Genomic DNA, 374 nt, shown 5'->3' with positions numbered 1-374 from the left:
AAATAGATTTAGATATATTTAAAAATTGTTATGAATGGGATGAAATTCAAATAGGGCAATGCCGTTACGCACATAAAAACTATTTACCTAAAGCAATTATAGAGGCCATTTTAAAACTATATCAGGATAAAACAGTTTTAAAAGATGTTGAGGGTAGCGAGGTAGAATATTTATTATCCAAAGGAATGTTAAACAGTATTTACGGAATGTGCGTAACAGATATTGTTAAAGATAATGCGGTTTATGGTGATGAATGGGGCTTTGAAAAAGTAGACGTAAACGAGGAAATAGAAAAATATAATAGTTCACGAAAACGCTTCCTATATTATGCGTGGGGAATTTGGGTTACTGCCTATGCTCGCCGTAATTTATGG

At 32.6% G+C, this 374-nt stretch carries 1 protein-coding gene; it reads left to right on the top strand.

All coding sequences use genetic code 11. The annotated features are described in order from the left end of the window. On the top strand, positions 1-374 hold a 374-nt coding region (locus HUK49_RS10655), incomplete at both ends, for a hypothetical protein (protein WP_191913674.1).

The organism is Limosilactobacillus portuensis, from assembly GCF_014838735.1.
Classification (GTDB): Bacteria; Bacillota; Bacilli; order Lactobacillales; family Lactobacillaceae; genus Limosilactobacillus; species Limosilactobacillus portuensis.
The sequence above is the reverse complement of the archived record's forward strand: the minus strand, read 5'-3'. Positions and strand labels throughout refer to the sequence as shown.